The sequence below is a fragment of the Sphingobacterium sp. UBA7253 genome, from assembly GCF_002472745.1.
Lineage (GTDB): Bacteria > Bacteroidota > Bacteroidia > Sphingobacteriales > Sphingobacteriaceae > Sphingobacterium > Sphingobacterium siyangense.
The window spans coordinates 1-2,973 of the sequence record NZ_DKSP01000235.1 but is presented as its reverse complement, the minus strand read 5'-3'; the positions used below and the strand labels follow the sequence as shown (position 1 = coordinate 2,973).

The window sequence follows — 2,973 nt, the reverse complement described above, 5'->3', positions numbered from 1 at the left end:
CTGTAACATAAACTGTGTCAAAGGAATAATTCAATAAGATTATTTATATTCAATTATTCAAACGACACGGTCATGAAAGAAAAAGACCCATTCGACTTTGAGCGCTTCAAGACTGAAGCTATGCAAGGTCTTTACGAAGGTAAAAGTTTGTCTCCTAATGATGGCGTTTTAGCGCCGTTGATGAAGCATCTGTTGGAATCAATGATGGATGGCGAACTGGAGAATCATCTGAACGAAGAAAAGGCCTCAGGTAATAGTAACCGTCGCAATGGCAAGACAAAAAAGACGGTCCGTGGTCTCCATACCGGAACTTTTGAGCTGGAAACAGGTCGGGACAGATCAGGATCGTTCGAACGCAAAGTAGTACCTAAAAGACAGTTGATCATTACTGAACAGCTCGAAGGCCACGTACTGAGTATGTATGCAAAAGGGATGAGCACACGAGCGATAAGTGAGTTTATCCGCGAAATGTATGCCATGGAGATCTCTGCCACAGAAATATCCCGTATTACCGAAAGTGTGCTTCCTGCTGTTAATGAGTGGCGAAGTCGTCCGCTAGAAGCTGTTTACCCCTTTGTTTTCCTTGATTGTATGCACTACAAAGTTCGTCAGAATGGCACAGTTGAGTCCAGGGCTATTTATAATATCCTGGGCATAGGAATGGATGGTCGCAAAGACCTGATAGGGCTTTATAGTTCGGAAAACGAAGGAGCAAAATTCTGGCTATCCGTACTCACCGATCTAAAGCAACGCGGTGTAGAGGACATCCTGATAGCCTGTATTGATGGACTGAAGGGCTTTCCTGAAGCTATAGAAGCTATTTTTCCAAAAACAAAAGTTCAGTTATGCATTGTCCATCAGATTAGATCAAGCATGCGCTACGTTACAGAAAAGGACAAAAAGGCTGTTATTGAAGATTTAAAGCCGGTTTATAAAGCTGTCAACGAAGAAATGGGCTATGAAAAACTACTGGTCTTTGAAGAGAAATGGGGCAAGAAATATCCCATAGCTGCTAAGTCATGGCTGGAAAACTGGACCAATCTCTCTACTTTTTTTGAGTATGATGAGCAGGTGCGTAAGACTATTTACACCACTAATCCAATTGAAGGAATGCACCGACAGATCCGTAAAATAACGAAGTCCAAAGGTGCATTCAGTTCTGAGCAGGCTCTTATGAAACTGATGTTTCTGATAATAAAGGACATCTCTAAAAAGTGGACAATGCCAGTGCATAACTGGGGCTTGACCATATCCCAACTTTACATTAAATTTGGGGATAGGCTCAAACTTGATAGAGGCTTTTAGATTTTGGTTAATTATCCAATGACACAGTTTGAGTTACACTCCCACTTGTGTTGAAATAAGCATTCATTTCCCATGAGCAATAACTTGCTCCAGAAAAGAAATCTGTCGTTCGTTTATTTTCTTCCTGGCTTCCGTAAATGTAAACCAATCGCCACGGTCTATTTCAGGATAAGTTTGCATTTTCCCTGATTTCGGCGGCCATTCCATTTCAAAGGTATTGCTTACAAGTCTAGCAGGATCTATATCTCCTTCAATTGCCCAGCACTTAACTATTTTGCCTCCTTTTTGTTGAATAGCATTTAGCGCAATAAAATTTCCACGGGGAAGATAGCCTGTCTCTTCAATAAACTCTCTTTTGGCCGCATCAAGTTCATCTTCGTTCAAATCGATTTCCCCTTTAGGGATTGTCCACGAGCCTTCATCTTTTTTAGTAAAATAGGGTCCTCCAGGATGTACTAAGAAAAAATAAATTTCTAAGGCATGAAATTTATACAATAACAATCCCGCACTGGTATTTATCTTCTTAGCCATTCATGCTGATATTTCGTAATCGAATCCATGTAGGCGCATGATCGCTACTCTTCTCCCATCCGCGAACATCGCGATCAATTCCGCCTTCAATTAAACGATCCTGAATTGAAGGGCTCAATAAAATATGGTCGATACGTAAACCAGCATTTCGACTGTAAGCCTGGCGAAAGTAATCCCAGAACGTATAAACCTGCTGATCTGGGAAAAGCTGACGAATAGAATCCTGCCAGCCCTCTTCAAGAAGCTGACTGAAAGCCTCCTTCACCTCCTTCCTAAACAATGCATCGTTGACATATTTTTCAGGTTTATACGTATCCATTTCTGTTGGAATAATGTTAAAATCCCCAATGAGTATCGCTGGAACATCCATACTAAGCAGCGTTTTGGCCCGTTTTGCTAAACGCTCAATCCACTTCAACTTATAGTCAAATTTGGGCCCCGGAAATGGGTTGCCATTGGGCAGATAAAGACAGCAAATCACGACTTGCTGGACCATAACCTCCAAATAACGACTTTGTACATCTTCGGGATCGCCTGGAAGTGCTCTAGCTACTTCTTCGATCTCATATTTGGAAAGTACCGCAACTCCGTTCCAACTTTTCTGACCATGCCAAACCGCATGATATCCGATGTCATTAATTTCTTGCAATGGAAAACGTTCCTGCGGAGATTTCAACTCCTGCAGACATACGACATCAGGCGATTCTTCTGCTAACCAACGTAACAACACAGGAAGACGTGCGTTGATGCCATTAATATTATAGGTGGCTATTTTCATGAAATTGTCCTTCTAACTAAAATAGACAACCAAAGAAGCTTTTTAATTGTTTGAGAACTTCTCAGAAAAATTTAATAGTATAATTTAACAAGTCCAGTCTGGAAGGAATCCTTTATTCCTCCTGTCTTGCAGGTCAATGGCGCTATTCACGTTAAAATCTTTCATAAACAGGTTAAATAACATTAAATTAATATTATATTTATATAACCATATATATAAAGCATTCGATCATGGCAGAAACATCCCCTAAAAAAGTCTTTCGAAATGACATTGTCATTAACCTAAAAGATTCACTACCGTACCTAAAAGATTATTTAAGTGACAAAAAACTCAACTCTCGCATAGAAAAATCAGCTAAA

3 protein-coding genes are annotated in these 2,973 nt (G+C 40.3%); 1 reads left to right on the top strand and 2 read right to left on the bottom strand.

Going from position 1 to position 2,973, the window contains the following annotated elements:
* Positions 1-72: 72 nt before the first annotated feature.
* Positions 73-1,305, top strand: a complete 1,233-nt coding sequence (locus tag B2X72_RS24775) for an IS256 family transposase (RefSeq protein ID WP_286851932.1) — start codon at positions 73-75, stop codon at positions 1,303-1,305.
* A 63-nt stretch (positions 1,306-1,368) separates the two neighbouring features.
* On the opposite strand, the gene B2X72_RS24770 is transcribed toward B2X72_RS24775, so the two are convergent.
* Together B2X72_RS24770 and xth are read right to left on the bottom strand one after the other, a co-directional pair.
* Positions 1,369-1,836, bottom strand: a complete 468-nt coding sequence (locus B2X72_RS24770; RefSeq protein WP_286851931.1) for an NUDIX domain-containing protein — start codon at positions 1,834-1,836, stop codon at positions 1,369-1,371.
* Entirely contained in the window at positions 1,829-2,614 is a 786-nt protein-coding gene (gene xth, locus B2X72_RS24765; protein ID WP_286851930.1) for an exodeoxyribonuclease III, read from the bottom strand. Before xth ends, B2X72_RS24770 begins: the two co-directional genes overlap by 8 nt.
* Between the last annotated feature and the right edge of the window lie 359 nt (positions 2,615-2,973).

Coding starts and splice junctions, on each gene's coding strand:
- B2X72_RS24775 (WP_286851932.1), top strand. CDS start 73: ATGAAAGAAAAAGACCCATTCGACTTTGAGCGCTTCAAGACTGAAGCT.
- B2X72_RS24770 (WP_286851931.1), bottom strand. CDS start 1,836: ATGGCTAAGAAGATAAATACCAGTGCGGGATTGTTATTGTATAAATTT.
- xth (WP_286851930.1), bottom strand. CDS start 2,614: ATGAAAATAGCCACCTATAATATTAATGGCATCAACGCACGTCTTCCT.